General features: G+C 37.3%; 12 protein-coding genes. 4 read left to right on the top strand and 8 right to left on the bottom strand.

Translation table 11 applies throughout. The features are described from left to right. The first annotated feature begins 48 nt into the window (after window positions 1-48). Window positions 49-4,479 carry an AAA domain-containing protein gene (locus tag GQF63_RS02115; RefSeq protein ID WP_160367432.1) on the top strand — a complete coding sequence of 1,477 codons (4,431 nt, stop codon included), beginning with the start codon at window positions 49-51 and terminating at the stop codon, window positions 4,477-4,479. On the opposite strand, the gene GQF63_RS02110 is transcribed toward GQF63_RS02115, so the two are convergent. Genes GQF63_RS02110 through GQF63_RS02095 form a run of 4 tightly spaced genes read right to left on the bottom strand, consistent with a single transcriptional unit; the run spans window position 4,476 to window position 7,354 of the window. After that, the gene (locus GQF63_RS02110; protein WP_160367431.1) at window positions 4,476-5,117 is read right to left on the bottom strand and encodes an SEC-C domain-containing protein; all 642 of its coding nucleotides are present in this window, start codon (window positions 5,115-5,117) and stop codon (window positions 4,476-4,478) included. The genes GQF63_RS02115 and GQF63_RS02110 overlap by 4 nt on opposite strands. After that, window positions 5,110-6,051, bottom strand: coding sequence for a cyclic GMP-AMP synthase DncV-like nucleotidyltransferase (locus GQF63_RS02105; protein ID WP_160367430.1), 942 nt, complete (start codon window positions 6,049-6,051; stop codon window positions 5,110-5,112). The genes GQF63_RS02110 and GQF63_RS02105 overlap by 8 nt, the downstream gene beginning before the upstream one ends. Before the next feature lie 4 nt (window positions 6,052-6,055). Next, the gene (locus GQF63_RS02100) at window positions 6,056-7,078 is read right to left on the bottom strand and encodes a CBASS cGAMP-activated phospholipase (protein WP_160367429.1); all 1,023 of its coding nucleotides are present in this window, start codon (window positions 7,076-7,078) and stop codon (window positions 6,056-6,058) included. 6 nt (window positions 7,079-7,084) lie between these two features. Next, window positions 7,085-7,354, bottom strand: a complete 270-nt coding sequence (locus tag GQF63_RS02095) for a hypothetical protein (protein WP_160367428.1) — start codon at window positions 7,352-7,354, stop codon at window positions 7,085-7,087. A gap of 307 nt (window positions 7,355-7,661) precedes the next feature. Between GQF63_RS02095 and GQF63_RS02090 the strand changes: the two genes are divergently transcribed. Further along, window positions 7,662-9,116, top strand: a complete 1,455-nt coding sequence (locus GQF63_RS02090) for an RNA repair transcriptional activator RtcR family protein (RefSeq protein WP_160367427.1) — start codon at window positions 7,662-7,664, stop codon at window positions 9,114-9,116. Window positions 9,117-9,764: 648 nt separating this feature from the next. On the opposite strand, the gene GQF63_RS02085 is transcribed toward GQF63_RS02090, so the two are convergent. Genes GQF63_RS02085 through GQF63_RS02070 form a run of 4 tightly spaced genes read right to left on the bottom strand, consistent with a single transcriptional unit; the run spans window position 9,765 to window position 11,557 of the window. Then, on the bottom strand, window positions 9,765-10,286 hold the full coding sequence (locus GQF63_RS02085; RefSeq protein ID WP_160367426.1) for a hypothetical protein: 522 nt from the start codon (window positions 10,284-10,286) through the stop codon (window positions 9,765-9,767). Then, window positions 10,273-11,010: an ImmA/IrrE family metallo-endopeptidase gene (locus GQF63_RS02080; RefSeq protein WP_160367425.1), complete on the bottom strand. Its 738-nt coding sequence runs from the start codon at window positions 11,008-11,010 to the stop codon at window positions 10,273-10,275. The genes GQF63_RS02085 and GQF63_RS02080 overlap by 14 nt, the downstream gene beginning before the upstream one ends. Continuing rightward, window positions 11,010-11,345: a helix-turn-helix transcriptional regulator gene (locus tag GQF63_RS02075; RefSeq protein ID WP_212592431.1), complete on the bottom strand. Its 336-nt coding sequence runs from the start codon at window positions 11,343-11,345 to the stop codon at window positions 11,010-11,012. The genes GQF63_RS02080 and GQF63_RS02075 overlap by 1 nt, the downstream gene beginning before the upstream one ends. An 11-nt stretch (window positions 11,346-11,356) precedes the next feature. Next, a complete protein-coding gene (locus tag GQF63_RS02070; RefSeq protein ID WP_160367424.1) occupies window positions 11,357-11,557 on the bottom strand; it encodes a TOTE conflict system archaeo-eukaryotic primase domain-containing protein in 201 nt (66 codons plus the stop codon). 152 nt (window positions 11,558-11,709) lie between these two features. Between GQF63_RS02070 and GQF63_RS02065 the strand changes: the two genes are divergently transcribed. Further along, window positions 11,710-12,744, top strand: coding sequence for a FecR family protein (locus GQF63_RS02065; protein ID WP_160367423.1), 1,035 nt, complete (start codon window positions 11,710-11,712; stop codon window positions 12,742-12,744). A 175-nt stretch (window positions 12,745-12,919) separates the two neighbouring features. Continuing rightward, window positions 12,920-16,243 (top strand): SusC/RagA family TonB-linked outer membrane protein, encoded by a 3,324-nt coding sequence (locus GQF63_RS02060; protein WP_160367422.1) that lies wholly within the window; start codon window positions 12,920-12,922, stop codon window positions 16,241-16,243. Window positions 16,244-16,249 lie beyond the last annotated feature (6 nt).

The following is a 16,249-nucleotide window of genomic DNA, read 5'->3' as shown; positions in this document are numbered from 1 at the left end:
ATTTTAATATTAATTATTTAGCGGTGTTTAATATATCCTTTGTTATTAATGACTAAAAAAATTATAGCCCTAGAGTTTTTGGAAGAATTGGAAAGCATTCATAAAAATGAATCTTTGTCTTTGTCAATAAAATATCCTCAACTAAGAAGTTTATTAGAAAAAGTCTGTAAAGATCTTACCTCAACAGTCTCGGTTCAGTTTTCTGATTTTTTTTCACGATTAAATTTTGTCTGTCAGGAATATAAGGTCAACAGATCTATTCACGGATTGCGCGTTACGGCTAACAAAGTGCTGCATGAAGGCCTTATTCCTGATGAAGATGATTACAAATATCATGTTTCTCTTTTTGCTGAATTTCTTCAGGTTGTGTGTGACATTCATGTTCCCGATAGTTTGTTATTGCAAGAAAAACCTATTAAGGAATTTATTACCATTAAGAATGTACTACTAAGCGAGGTTAAAGTCAGCATTGTGGAAAAGAGGGAGAGTCATTTGGTTTGCCATATTGATGTTTTGAGTATAAAGGAGCCTGCTTTTGAGTTTGTTCCCGATAAGCTCATTACCGTCCAGATACTCGAAACTGGCGTGAACGAGGCAATTACCTCCTGTAAAGATTTTTGGGTAGGCGCTGTTTTATATCTTGTCGATATCGCTATTGATGCGAATGAAGTTTTTCATCCTAAAATTATTGTGCTGGAGCCGGATTATCTATTGGATGTTTCTTCTGTAGCAGAGTGCATACAGGATTATGGAGAAACGGAGTTATTGTTTTTGAAGTCAAAGTTTGAGTCAGTAGCTAATACCAAGCATATATTGCTGGGTAATTTTGCCAATCTGGTGGTTGATGAAGTTTTTTCAAATCCTTTGGTTCCTGTAGAGTTCGGTGACACTTTTATCAAACATTTCAGAACTAGCCCGTTTGAGTATACTACCTGTAAGGATATTGCGGAGCGACAGCATTTTAGCACCTATTATCAGGATAGCCAGAGGCAGTTTCTCAAAATTAAGAATACAATTGAGAATGAATTTTTGCAATTGGGTATTGATCTTGAAAATATTTCTTTGGAACCTTCTTTTTTGTCTGAGAAGTTTGGGTTGCAGGGAAGGATGGATATGCTTGATTGGAAAAAAGCCGGAGGTCTTTCTAAGATTATAGAGTTAAAATCCGGTAGCACTCCTTTTCCGGATGACGGTGCGAGTATCAAGGGCAATCATCAGGCACAGTTGTTTATGTATTATCTTCTTTATTCGCAGGTTGAAAAGTTGAGTTTGGGACAGATCAATGCCAAAGCACAGGGATTTATTTTGTATTCAAAACCCGACCGAGGGAATATGAGAAACACCAGTGCTTTTCTGAACGGATTCCAAAAGGTAATCAATCTAAGAAATAAGATTATTGCAATAGAACATCTTCTGGCAAAGGATAATGAACAGTCTACCGCCTCTCTTCTAGCGATGGTCAATGCTCAGAATATTATTAATAAGGATATTCATCCTAATTTTAGAAATATAGTAGAACCTCAACTGGACGGTTTTCTTCAACCGATAGCTTCGGCTTCGGATCTGGAGAGAAGCTATTTTATTTCGTTTTTGAATTATGTTTCTTATGAGCATTTTCTAAGTAAGGTGGGCAGTGCCGAACAGGATAGAGAAAATGGTTCTAATGGTTTGGCCAGACTTTGGCTGGATAGTTTTGAAGAAAAGAAGGAGAAGTTTGAAATTTTGTATGATCTGGAAATTACACATAATAAAATTGATGAAGTAGATCAAATTATTGAGTTTAAAAGGACAAATGCGGAGAATAGACATGTGAATTTCAGGACAGGTGATATTTGTGTGTTATATCCTCGTAACAGCGAATCGGATCTGGTTTCCCATAGCCAGATTTTTAAATGTACTATTAAAGAAATTACTACAGATTCAGTTACGGTGTATTTCCGATACAAACAACGCAATAAGGCATTTTTTACTTCTTTTGGACCCCATGCAAAATGGGCATTGGAGAGTGATTTTATGGAAATTTCTTTTAATTCCATGTACCGTAATCTTTACGGTTTTCTAAAAGAGGAGTCGTCCTTTAAGAATTTGATTTTAACGCAGGAGTCTCCGGGCAAGGGTAAAGATTATGGCTATAAGAATCCATCTGTGAGTCATGAGCAGCAAGTGGTTATTAATAAAGCTTTATCTGCCGATCGTTATTTTTTATTGAATGGTCCTCCGGGTACAGGCAAAACGTCTATTATTATTAAAAATCTGGTAAAAGAGCTTATTATTAACGGCAAAAGTATTTTGATATTGGCCTATACAAATCGTGCTGTTGATGAACTTTGCGACGCAATTAATGATGCCTGTGAAGGAACAAGCAAACGAAATTTTATTCGCTTTGGTTCACGGTTGTCTGCAGGTGCCAAATATCATGACAATTTGCTGGATGTAGTGATGGAAACAAGAGAAAAAGAGTTAGGAACATCGGGGCATAGATTTGATCGTGCTGAAGTATCCCGCATTATCAGGGAAAATAATGTGTATGTATCTACGGTGGCTTCTGTGGGCAGTAAAGAACATATTTTTCAGGTAAAAAACTTTGATTATATAATAGTTGATGAGGCTTCTCAGATTTTAGAGCCTCAATTGGTGGGTATTTTAGGAAAAGCTTCCAAGTTTGTGCTTATTGGCGATCATAAGCAATTGCCTGCCATTTCGTTGCAGTCTGCTGAGCGCTCTAAAACCAACAACGAATTGTTGGAGTCAATTGGACTGTATAACAGAAAGAATTCTTTGTTTGAACGTCTTTATAAGTTTTGTGAAGATAACAAACATGTGGGGGCTTATGATACGTTGACTTATCAGGGACGTATGCATAAAGAGATTTCTTTATTTCCAAATTTTGCTTTTTATAAAGGGCTATTGCGTGAGGCTTATGATGCGCCGGGTATCGATGCGTCAACTAAGACTGCATTGTATCGTCAGGTAGCGGATCTGCAATTTTCAGAGTCCGGCACCAATAGTATCAGGAAGTTGCTGAGCCAAAAGAGGCTGGTCTTTTTTAACAATAAGAAGGCTAATGATCTTTATGGAAAAACAAATGTTTATGAAGCCGATTTTGTTGTGTATGTTGTTAAGGAAATCATGGCTTTATACAAAAGCAATAATAAGTCCTTTGATCCGCTTACAACCGTGGGGATTATTGCTCCTTTCCGCAATCAGATCGCACTTATCAAGCATAAGCTGGAGGAGGAAGGTGTTCCTGATCATGATAAGATTACTGTCGATTCTGTGGAGCGCTTTCAGGGAAGCCAACGGGATATTATTATTTATTCTTTTTCTGTGAATAATCCATTTCAATTGCGGGGAATGATTAATCTGAATGATGAGGGCGATGTGGATCGTAAGTTAAATGTGGCTCTTACACGGGCCCGTGAGCAGATGGTATTGGTAGGCAATGATACTATATTATCGGATAATCTTATTTATCTGAGACTGATAGAGTATTGCAAATCAAAGGGTGGCTATATTAATACGCCTTTGTCTGATATTGTGGAAGGCCAGCCTATTTCTTTTCCTGACGGGACTGTTGCTTCTGGAGAAACAGTGTTGTCCATGATTAGCGAACCTTTTAAAAGCGTGTTTGAAACTAAGGTGGTGACTGTGGTTAAAAATGACAGACGGACTAAATGGCCTAATGAAATATTGGGATTAAATACAGATTTTACCCGTAATAATCTTGTCCGGTATGGAACGGCTGATTTTGATGCACAAATTGATTTCAATTATGAGCAAAATGTGGCATTTTTGGATAGCCAGAGTTTGCTGGATTATTATACGCCCAAAGAAAATGTCTTGTTGTATTGTTATTGGAATATGAGAAAGAATTTTGTTTCGGTACAGCATATTTTCCTTCAAAATAAGGCGTTCTTTATGTCGAGATTTGAGCATACGGAAGGGCGAATAATGTTTATCGATTTTGGCTGCGGTCCATTGACGGCTTCTCTGGCTTTCAATACTGTTTTTAAGGCTGAGGTCAGTCGGAAGGTGCATTATCTGGGTGTGGATGTTTCGAAGGCGATGCTGAACAAGGCTCGAGAATTTAGTGAATCAGGGGTTTTTAAAGCTATAGACACTTTTGATTTGTGTGAGGGATTGGAAAAGAATAATCTGGCTTATTATAAAGATGAGTTTACATTGCCTCATACGGTTGTGTTGACCTGCGCTAATTCTTTGTCTAATCTGGATCTTGACGATATAAATGGATTGGCCGGTTTCTTGAATGATTTTATGAGTCAATATCCACTAAATAATTATATTCTGGTGTACCAGAATCCGGTGAACCGTGATCAGAACCTAAGGAAGTTGCTGGCAAAAATCCCTAAACTTAATAAAGTTTTTATTGCCCGAGAGGAGACGGTGTCGTATGATAGTCCGGATCAGGATTGGTATGCTACTAATGAACATTTTAGCTATGAGCTGATTACGAATTAGCGTCTTAGGGATAAGATGATGGATCCCAATCGGTCTTGCCCCATACTTTTTATCAACTGGTAGGCTTTTCTGTGGCAGTGTCTGTATTTTTTACCGCTTCCGCAAAAACATTTTGAGGTACGTGGTGGGGTGTCGTTTTTATAGATATACATGAGCAGCGAATATATTTTGTTTGTGTCTCTGGTTTGTAGCAGGTCATATAAAGATTCTAAGATGCCTTGCAAACCATGGGATCGTTCGTGAAGAAAGTAGCCTTCCCTTTCTCTAAAACTTTGGTTGTGTAAATAAGGTACGACCTGGTTTTGGATAAAAGAGGTAAGCGTAATTCCCTGTGCACAGTGAATGTATTCTTCTATTGGTGTGCAAATACAGAAATGTCCGTCATTATACAGATGCCAATCTATATTATGCGGCAATCTTCCTTGTGTTTCATATACAAACGGGAAGTTATTAGGATAATCGGGAGAGCATTCTATGCGTATGGCGTAAATGTCATAAGCGGCTCTGTTTTCATCTAACAGGTTGATTGTGCCTTCCAGGAATGGAAGAGCATCTTCCCGACTATGTAAATGTAAGTCGGGAAAATTGCTTATGGCTTCTGCAGCTTCTTCTGTAAATCGGATGTATGCGTTATTCATAACCAAAGGGATAGGATGTTGCAGCTCCTGCCGCTGCTGCCGCTGAACTACGTGAATTGTTTTCTTCTTTGTCTTCTCCCAGAGGAAATCTGTCTCCGAGATGTTTGCGCCACAGTTTGCTGGATTCTTTTTGATTCGTCTCCCGAATTGCTGATTCTGCGTCTGTTATGAATTTTTCGAGCGTTTCTAAAAACTTTTCTTTGCTTGAATAGTTTTCCAGCAAATCATCATTTGGTACAGCAGGGACTATGCATTCAAATTTATTGTCTAGGCCTTTTTTGATTTCCTTTAGAACGTCACGTGTCGTGATGTCATCCCGTTCGTTCAGTACAATTTTTTCTTTTGCATTGGTGGCCAGTATTGTCAATGCCAAACCATTAGGCATTTTAAAACTTTGTTTGTCTGCCCATCCTTTGAGATATTTGATGGTTCGTACCAACCGACCCTCTTTGTCTTTTTTAGATACAAACCAGTCTACTACGGCTTTCGGGTCGCTGTTTTCAAAACCAACACCTTTGACTGCTATTTTGTATTCCTGCCCATCTATTTTGTAGTAAACCGGATGGTCTATTTCATAATCGTTAACAAAAATGGAACGCACGCATTTTTTGCGATTTTCTGGTGCTGTAGCGGTATAGCCATCTACTGCTTGTCTTACCCATTCTTTGAGCGTTGATGCGGATACATCGGGTTCCCGAAAGAAGTAGATACCGTCATCAAGGTCACAGATGTCTTCTGCTGTACGGATACCGTTTTTCATTTTATAAGACCCTTGTATATAAAAGTAGGGTACATAATCCGGGTGGTTTTCTTTGAACCAGGCCGTGATTCTTTTACGAAGTCCTTCTTTCGAATTCTTCATTCTCTCGTTCTTTTTTGAACCTATGGAAATATCGCTATGATATTCCTGAAATAAATTGTGACAGTTTGCCATTTTGTTATTGTTTTAAAAAGTTTAAAATTTCTGTTAATCTGTTTTTTGCTAATTCTTCGCCAATAGACTTCATGCGGTCTATATGTTTTTGTTTGGAGGAATTGAGCTCTATATTGTCGCCTTTCATGTCATGCTGAATGCGCAAATGGCTGAATGTATTGCCTATTTTGCCCAATGCCCGCTGCAGAAAGAGTAAGTATTGTTCTGTGATCTGTGCTTGTGTATCCAATACTAAGTCTACTAGCTTAGGATTTGGAAATAGCCAGTCGAATACGTTTTTTGGACGCCATGTGCGTTTTATGATTTGTTTTCCTTGACCTGTACCCAACGATAAGAGTGCAATATCTCCAATGGAAATATTTAGCTTGTCGGTTGCTTCAAACACGCCTATCAATGCGGGATTGTTGGCGAAAATTCCGCCATCGATCATGTTTACATTTGTTCCTTCTCCAAATTCATTCTTAAATGAAAAGGTATGGGGCGGAAAATATACTGGTGCAGAAGCACTGGACATTGCTACATGGTATGCCGGGAGTTTATAGTCTCTCCTGTATTCCAGATGATGTTTGGTTTTGAGCACGTTTATAGCACCGTCGTTTCCGTTAAATGCAGGTATGCAGACTTTGTTTTTAAGGTCGTTCATAAGCGGATCCTGACCACCATTTGCTTCTGCATAGACTTCTCTTAGCTTTTTTAGTAATTGTTTGTTGCTGTAGATAGCATTGAAGAAAGCTCTGCTTTTTCGAGGCAGAAAACGAAAGACAAATCTTGGGAAGATGATTTTTGCATGATCTTCATAGAATTTTGCCAGTTCTTTTGCCGGTATGCCCAACGCAAGGCCTATTGCAAGGATGGCTCCTGTTGAAGTGCCACAGATAAGATCAAAATGTTCATGCAGTGGCTTGTCGGGTTCTTCCTTTTGTAATTCTTCTTCTAGCTCGGCCAGGACTTTGGCAGGAATGAGACCTCTTATCCCGCCTCCGTCAATAGAGAGTATTTTGAATTTTTTGTTCACTTCTTTGTCCATGCTCTATTATTTAAATGGTTCTCCACACACAGCTGACCAGTCATTCCAGATTGTTGAAACACATCTTTCTAATGATATACCTAGCGCTCGTGTAATCGCTTGTGCATCTTTTCTTGCCGTTTCCGCTGATTTGCTCGCATGGTAAAGTGTTGTATTGGGAAAATAAATTATTTTACAAACGGTACCCTGAATGCTATCCTTATACCCCAATTCGAACATCTTTTCTTTGAATTCCCGATGTTTAGAAGGAATGTCGTAGGTGATTATTATTGCCATATTCTAAAAATTTTACTGTTTAAAAATTGGAACTATCTTCTGCGGATAGTTCCGGTTATTATTAGGATTTTTTTACTGTTTCCTTTACAGTTGTTTTGGGATGTTTTTCCGCGTAACGTTTCGTTACAAACTTTCCGGTTCCCGCATCTCTATGCACTGATTTTTTCTTTTTCATTTTTATACACCTCCTTTCTGGTTTAACTGCTCTACATAAGGCGAATAGTATGCCATGCGAAATTTCATTGATTTTAGCTTGTTTTTATCAATTATTGTATCAATATTTGGATTTTAATTATCAAAAAATGATATGAAAACATTAATTTCATGGGTTGCTACGATGCATGATTTTTCTAGAAATCCAGAAACAAGACAAATTATCGGGGTCAATGAAAATGGGCCTACTTTTAATTTTCATAAAGATTTCTTTGATCATGACAGGCATGTTATTTTATCATCTGAGAAAGGTGTTGAGCCTGACATATATATTGAACAATTACGGACTGAGCTAATTAAAAGATATCCTGGGCGTAGTATTGAGACTCAGTATCTGGATGTTACGGATGTTATCGATATACAGCAAATTAAAAGTAAGGTAGAGGGTTTACTGATGAGGGCGTATAAGGATGATGAGATTAGTATTTTCTTTTCTCCCGGTACTTCCGCGATGCAGATTTCGTGGTATTTGATTCATGAGTCCGGGATGTTTAATACAAGGATGTTTCAGGTGCGCCCCAAAGAGCATTCAAAAACCGGTAAGGCCGAATTGCTGGATATGAAGGTGATAAAGTCTACCATTCCGGGTGGGAGTATAATTAAGGAAGAAAGTGTTGTAGATTATAAAGAGGATTATCTTATAACTGAATCACTAAATCCTATTTATGCAAAAGCTGAGATGATTGCAAAAGCCGATCAGGTAACTACTTTAATTTTTGGAGAGAGTGGTTCCGGCAAGGAGCATCTCGCAAATTATATACATAGGAATTCGGCAAGAAATGAGAGGCCATTTATTGCCATCAATTGCTCTGCTTTTACAGATGAACTTCTTGAGTCGAGATTATTTGGTCATATGAAAGGTGCTTTTACCGGTGCAGTAGCTGATCACAAAGGTTTATTGGAGGAAGCTCAGGGTGGTACTGTTTTCCTTGATGAGATCGGGGATATTTCGCCTTATATGCAACAGTTATTACTACGGGTTACTCAGGAAAAAAAGATTCTTAAAATAGGAGATACAAAAGAGAAGAAGATTGATGTCAGAATTATAGCTGCCACAAACAGGGATCTTCCACAGCGATGTGCCGAAGGACAATTTCGATGGGATTTATTCTACCGTCTTGCTGTAACCGAACTCACTTTGCCTCCTTTGCGAGACAGGGGGGCAAAAGAGAAAAAGGAGTTGATTGATTTTTTCATAGAGTCTAAAAGGAAGTTGTTTAAAAGGTCTAAAAAATTACGTCTGGCAAAAGATGTCGAACAGTTTATATTGAATTATCCTTTTCCTGGTAATGTTCGTGAAATAGAAAATTTAATAGAAAATTTGTATGTTTTTAATAGTGATGCTGTTTCAATGGATACACTCCCAACAAGATTACTAAATCCTACTGATGATTTTAAGCTCGATTTAAAAACAGTCGAAAAGCTGCATATTATTAAGGTGTTGAAATTAGCTAAAAACAAGCAACAGGCGGCCAAGTTGCTGGGCTGTGTAATAAATACGCTGGAGAAGAAGATCAAGGATTATGAGATTGTAATGGATGGTTTATGAGTTTTAATCTTGACTTTTGCCAAAGATTATACATTGTGATAAATGTATTACAATCTAAGGATTGTATAACTACGAGAATTTGGGCATAACAAAAGAACCTCAATCTAAAGAAATAGAAACTGGAACGATTGAAATGCTACAAATTCCATGTAGGCTGCTGCAACACTTGCTAGATCAGCAAGCCGTCCTTTGAAATGAAAGACATTTGAAGATATTTAATTGAAGTTTTTTAACATCTAAAATTAGATCGACGAAGGCATAAACTAATTAAGTTATGTCATACTATAGCCTTACTTTTTAAACTCCAAAGTAAGGCTATAGTATGAGTAATTTAATTTGAAAAATGCTTCAATATGCCACAAGCTATGAAATCTTAAGTGAGGTTTAGGCATTATAGCTTCTCTTTATTTTGAATGAAAAATCATTCATTAATACCTGTTTTAAGCTTTAATGCGTTATATTTCATTCAAAAATTGAGTTTTAAAAAACCAAATCATCATCATCTTCAGAGATCAATTTCCTCAAATCTTCCAAAAAATGGTTCGAAAATTGTCCCGACAGGACGACGAAAAAAAAGCCACTGATTTCAGTGGCTTTTTCTGTTTTTGGACGTATTTCATCCCAGCGGCCAAACGCTAGCGGAATTTTTTATTTACAGTTATATTCACTCATTTTCGTCACAGGCAGTTTACTGCCGGCAGCTAAAACGCTAGATATAAAATCGTCACAATTCGATTCTGAGAGCAATCCAATACGAAAGGCCTCGCATAAAAAATCCATAGTAGTTAATAATTCAATCGAATGCAAAGCGCAATATCTTTTTACATCTTTTAAATTACTACTCCCTATTATATCCTTTGTATGTTTAACATAAGCAAGACAGGCACTTTCACCATCACCTTTGAACATCATTTTCTTAATGTGCAAGTACTCTTTCAAAATAGCGTGATTATTGCTCGGAAAAGGAATTTTAGTAACTATTCCCAAATTTATTAAATTTTCAACGGCTAACTTTTTAGCATTAAATTTCAGAAGTTCATCATATACTTTATCGAGCATCAAAATCTTATTTGAAAAGATCTTATGAAGAATAAGTATTTGACCACCTGTTATAAAATGTGAAACTACATCTGCGTCAATAAGAATATCTTTTAACTTAATCTTCGCCATTATCAACAAAAATCTTATTAAGATACTCTTCGTTCATGCCCAAATCATATAATAATGATATGTAATGACTTTCAGAAATCAATTCTTTATCATATAGTTCCCTTGTTAATGAGCCATAATTCCCTATGGTTAAACCATTATTTCCCTTTTGATAAAGATCAATTGGATATCCGTATTTAACAGCATTGGATTTTATATTTATTTGATACTGATCATAGATTTTAGATGTTATTAAATCAAGTGATTTCAATCTATATAATAATGCATTTCTTGAACACGAAAAATAATGCTCCAGTTTTAAAACCGTATGTAATTGAATTTTGTCTTTGGAAAGTTCCTGATCTGGAATTAATTCTTTAATCGCTGACTCGGGCATTAGCAATATGGATGCAAACCTATCTGCATTAAACTCCTCACCCAATGCGCTATTAAACTGTCCAACGTTGCAAACCATTGAAGAAAAGTTTTCTTGAACAAATAAGTGATATAATTCATGGCAAATAGTGAAATGTTGTTTCCCTAAGCTGTGAGCTGAGTTTATTAAAATAAATCTATTTTCCTCAACTTTTAAAGCCATTCCTGAAAATTCAGCAGATAAATCCCTAAAAACAGTTATTACATTTAATTTTGATAATAAACTTTTAAATCTAATTGGATCAGTCTCGCTTAGTCCTGCGAATCTTCTAAACTCAATTACTTTTTTTTCTAAAACATTATTATTCATTATTGAGCTAATACATTTTTAATTTTAAGATAGTTTAAGGCTATTTTTTTAAAATCTGCTATAACTTTTAGATCATTAGGTGATATTTCATTTGCTCTAAATGCGAATGCAAGATTAAGGTTATTTATTGCTGCATCCTCTTCATATAAGTCATATTCGTCTATCCCAAATAATTTTGCATACGTAGGAATCAAATCCACTGGAACACTTCGACGATTAGTTTCATAATAACTAACTTCCTCTCTTGATATTTCTAAATAATCCGCAATCTGATCTTGTGTTAAACCAAGTTTAACCCTAAAATCTTTTAAATTTTTTGACAATATCTTTTCCATACGAATTTATTTTATGTTACAAAATAACGATTTAAAAATAAAACTCGAAAATTTGTAACAAATTTCATCAGGTGAGGATTTCCTCCAAATAGCTTGTGGGCAGGCATATACCCACTTTTATTTCCCTTCTCCCAGCGGATAGCAATTACATCTTTTCGGCCTTCAAATAAAGTGAGCAGATAGTTGTCATTAGTCCGAAGTTCCACTTCCATTTCTTTGCTATTAATATAACAAATTGAAATACACTTCTAATAAATTTCACCTAACCTAATATATATTTTTATTCACCTGAAAACCATGTCGTTATATCTTTTTTAAATTTTAGAACCCTACCAAAACTAAAGTTTAGGATATATAGTAGTATATGGTAACCAACGAATTATTAACATTACTAAATAAACTTAAATCTGGAGAAATTCTAAATCATGAATTAGTCAGGTTACAACAGCTTTTAGATAGTAAAGAAGGATTAAAAGATTTTCTGGAGAAAATGGATTTGGATTACGAGCAGATTCAGCAGAAAGTTCAACATCTGCCCAAATACCACAATCAAGAGCAGACCAAAAACCGAATCTTAACGAGTATTTCACAAGCTTCTTTAACGAAACCAACTAAGAAGCTATCCAAAAGGGTTTACAGTTGGGCATTAGTTGCTTCAGTAGTTATTGCAGGCATATTCCTTTATCAAAAAAGGGAAAAGATGCAAGAAGCAATTGCCTGGGAAACTATTCAAACCAAGCACGGTGAACAGAAGCAAATTCGTTTATCCGATGAAACTGAAGTAAAGCTAAATGGTAACTCTTCTCTTTCCTATGCAACCACAGCTACTGGGCAATTGCGAATCGTGAAATTAAGAGGGGAGGCCTTTTTCGAGGTTGCTAAAAATCCGGAAAAACCCTTTTTAGTAATAACTAAGGATTTTGTCACCAAGGTGGTAGGTACCTCCTTTAACATCGATTCAGATATTGAGCGATCCGTTGAAGTAAATTCCGGACTAGTTAAAGTATTTGAGGTAGATGAGTCTAACTATGAACAGCAGTTAACTACTGAAATGAAAGACTTTCCAGCGTTAATAGAAAAATCATCCCAAAAAGCTGTTGCATTAAGCAAAGGGCAACGGGCGGTATTAACTGAGGATTCCTGGGAAGTCAAAACTTTCAATACGACCAATTGGTATAACAAGGAACTCGTGCATTTTAATGAAAAACTAGATTTAATCGTGAAAAAAGCCTATCGCTATTATGGCGATTCTGTAATCGTTGCTCCGGAAATAGCAGGTACCAAAATGACGATCTCCTTTAAAAACAAAGATATTAAGCAGGTGTTACAGACCCTTGCAGACATCAATGATGCTAAACTTCTAAAAAAATCAGATAAACTATGGGAAATTAAGAAGTAGTATACTAAAATAAAAAACAGAGGTGCCAGGCACCCCTGCATTTCATTACTGTAATCAATCGGCCTGAGAAACTAAATGATTACGGTTCAATTAAACAAAGTTTAAACCTTTATTAATCTATGCAAAGATGCAAAAAATTCGACTTGTTTTATACAATCCTAACTTACGACAGATTATGCGTAAATCATTTATGCTCTGGACCTTTCTTCTCACATGGGGTATCGTTTTTGCTAGTACGGAATCTTACGGTCAGAAAGAATTACTAAAAACCATTAAAGTAGACTTTAAGAACATTACCCTACAAGCCGCTCTTGAAGAGCTACAAACGAAACACCAAATCCCGCTAGCCTATAATAACGATGCACAATATTTAAAGGCTAAGGTGAATTATGCAGGAAAAAATACAGCAAAGGAAATTCTTAATGACATTTTATCCAAGCATAATCTAATTATTGAATCCAAACATGATTTTGTTCGAATTATTCGAAAACCTAATACTAGAAATACCCGGGTTTCTGTCCTTCAACAAGAAGTAACAGGTACAGTGAAAGGTGCCGAAGGGCAACCTTTAGCCGGTGTAACGGTTTTCGAAAAAGATAAACAAACCAATGGAACAACAACCGATTTGAATGGTAAGTTTATCCTTAGCGTTCCACAAAATGCCACCTTGGTGTTTCAAATTGTTGGCTATAAAACCTTAGAAGCTGCTATCGGTACTAATAAGTCGATTGAGGTGACGATGGAAGCGACGGAAGAAGGTATCGATGAAGTGGTGGTTGTAGGTTTTGGCACGCAGAAGAAATTAAGTGTGGTTGGTGCCCAATCAACGGTTGAGGCAAAACGCCTTCAGGTGCCTGCGGCAAATTTAACGAATGCCATTGCCGGTAAAGTAGCAGGTGTAATTGCTGTTCAACGTACTGGAGAACCAGGGTTTGACGATGCTGGAATCTGGATTAGAGGTATTTCTACCTTTAGCCAAGGATTGAGTGCCCCCTTGATATTAGTAGATGGTACCCCACGTAGTATGTCGAATGTAGATCCGGAAGATATCGAAAGCTTTACGGTATTAAAGGATGCTGCTGCAACTTCTGTATATGGTGTTCGTGGTGCAAATGGGGTCGTTATTATTAAAACTAAATCAGGTATTGCTGGTAAACCGAAATTTAGCTTCCGCTATTATGAAGGGGTTACCCAATTTACAAAACTACCTGAGTTTGCCGATGGAATCACCTATATGCGGATGTCGAATGAGGCATTAACCAATCGTGGTGCAGCACCCATATACAGTGAGGACAGGATAGCGAAAACAGCAAGCGGGGAAGATCCTTATTTATATCCAAATGTCGATTGGATGGATGCCCTGTTTCGTGATTTCGGACAACAAAGACGTGCAAACTTAAATATTAATGGCGGATCTGATTTAGCTACCTATTATGTTGGGGCAAGTTATTTCGATGAAAATGGCTTATATGAACAAGACCCGAATGTCAATTACAACCAGCAAGTTGGTTATAAGCGGTACAACTTAACCTCTAACCTCACCGTAAGGCCTTCTATCCATACCAAAATTGAATTAGGGCTTCAAGGTTATCTTGCTAATGCGAATTATCCAGCCACAGGAAATGGTGATATTTTCGCAAATGCATGGATGGTAACCCCTGTGCTTCACCCGGTGATGTATGAAAACGGTACAGTGCCTGATCAACGTGCCGGCTCTTTGGTAAACCCATATGCTCATTTAACGCAGACAGGCTATGCCAATCAATGGCGTAATCAATTATTCTCGAATTTAAGAGCAACCCAAGAAATTCCATTTGTTACCAAGGGACTTTCCGTAACAGGGATGTTTTCTTTCGATGTGTATAATTACACCAGTATGCGCAGAACCAAACGTCCAAGCTCCTATCTAGCCACAGGCAGAGATGAGAATGGCGAAATGCAATATGAGCAAACCTTTGAAGGAGATCGTTTCTTGAGTTTCGGAAGATCTTCGCAAGGAACCCGAACCATTTATATTGAAGGGGCATTAAATTACAACCGGAGTTTTGGCAAGCATACCACCACCGGAATGCTCTTATTTAACAAATCGGATGAGTTAAATTCGCAAGCCAGCTCCTTAATTACTTCTTTACCCTTCCGTTTTATGGGTATGTCTGGAAGAGGAACATACGCGTATGCAGATAAGTATTTCTTAGAGGCGAACTTTGGATACAATGGATCGGAAAACTTTGCGCCAGAGAATCGATTCGGATTTTTCCCATCGGTAGGATTGGCCTGGGTACTTAGTGAGGAGAATTTCTTCAGCAATTTGCGGGAAACTCTTCCTTTAGCAAAATTGCGTTTCTCACATGGTAAGGTTGGAAGCAGTCGCATTTTAAGTGAAACAGGTGAAACCCGTTTTGCCTACATCTCTACCATTGCCAATACTACAGGTTATAATTTCGGAAACGATCGAGGAAATAACTTCGGTACGGGCTATAATATTGGGGAATATGGGGTAAATGTTACCTGGGAAACCTCAATCAAAAGCAACCTAGGTATTGATTTACAAACCAAGAACAATGAGTTCAGTATTCAATTCGACGTGTTCAAAGAGCGTAGAGAAGGCATCTTCTTACGCCGAGGTAATGTGCCTAGCTACGTAGGATTGCAAACCGCTCCTTTCGGAAACTTAGGAATTATCGATAATAAAGGTTTCGATGGATCAGTCACCTATTCCAAGAAGTATGATAATTTTGGCTTCCAGGTATTAGGGAATTTTACCCTAAATAGAAATAAAATTGTAGAAAATGATCAACCTAATCCCCTATATCCGTGGTTAGATCAAAAGGGACAGAAATTAGGTCAACGGATGGGCTTAGTTGCTTTAGGTCTTTTTGAAACAGAAGAGGAAATAAACAATGGACCTTTACACCCTGGATTGGTGAGACCTGGTGATATCAAATTTCAAGATGTGAATGGTGATGGAAAGATCGATGATTTTGACCGTGTGCCTATTGGTTATGGAACTATTCCAGAGTTCGTTTATGGATTCGGATTTAGTGTGAATTACAAAAGCTTGTCGCTGTCAACCTTATTTCAAGGAGTAGGGAATGTGGATGTACATATGAATGGAGAAGGGTTAATGCCATTTTCTGTGTCTATGAGCCGTGGAAATTTATTGAGCAATATCGAAGATCGGTGGACCATTGATAATCCGCGTCAGGATGCTTTTTATCCTCGTTTATCGGATGGTAGCCCGAATGGAAATTACCAACCTTCTACTTGGTGGGTGAAAAACGGACGTTATCTACGATTAAAAGATGTGCAATTATCCTATCAATTGCCGCAAAGGTGGACCGACAAGATAAAGCTAACAAATGCTAATATCTTTTTCGCAGGCTATAATTTACTGACTTGGACACCTTTCAAATTCTGGGATATGGAGCTAGGGGATGGACGTGGCACGCGATATCCAAACGTCAAATCCTACACCCTTGGTATGAATATTAACTTTTAAGCACGC

Origin of the sequence: Sphingobacterium humi (assembly GCF_009768885.1) — a bacterium.
Taxonomy (GTDB): domain Bacteria; phylum Bacteroidota; class Bacteroidia; order Sphingobacteriales; family Sphingobacteriaceae; genus Sphingobacterium; species Sphingobacterium humi.
Note: the sequence above shows the minus strand (reverse complement) of the source record. Positions and strands in the feature narration are given on the sequence as shown.